This window comes from Bradyrhizobium sp. BRP19 (genome assembly GCF_020194195.1).
GTDB classification, from domain to species: domain Bacteria; phylum Pseudomonadota; class Alphaproteobacteria; order Rhizobiales; family Xanthobacteraceae; genus Bradyrhizobium; species Bradyrhizobium yuanmingense.
The window spans coordinates 1-399 of record NZ_JADYVZ010000217.1 but is presented as its reverse complement, the minus strand read 5'-3'; the positions used below and the strand labels follow the sequence as shown (position 1 = coordinate 399).

The 399-nt window shown below is 66.2% G+C and carries 1 protein-coding gene; it reads left to right on the top strand.

Translation table 11 applies throughout. The features are described 5' to 3' along the window. The coding region (locus I6F36_RS39255) for a DUF6436 domain-containing protein (RefSeq protein WP_225173325.1) at positions 1-399 on the top strand (399 nt) is incomplete at both ends.

The window sequence follows — 399 nt, the reverse complement described above, 5'->3', positions numbered from 1 at the left end:
TCACCGAACAGGCCATCGTCTTCGACGACTCGCAGCTGCGCCTGCCGTCCGATCTGGCCGGTGATACCGGCCGCATCCGCGTGGTGCACTTCTGGGACCCGGCGTGTGCCGTCTGCAACCGCGAAACCGGCGCACACCTGAGCTACCTGATCAGCATGTACCGCCGCGCCGGCATCGACTTCTATGCGATCCGCCGCCCCGGTACCCACGGCGAACTGCCTGAGCCGCTGCGCAACAAGGTGATCAACCTGCCGACCATCGACGGCATCGAACACATCCCGGCGAGCCCTGCCGTGGCGATCTGGGACCGGCAGGGCCACCTCGCCTATGCCGGCCCGTACAGCATCGGCATGGTCTGCAACTCGGCCAACAGCTTCGTCGAACCACTGCTGGACAGAC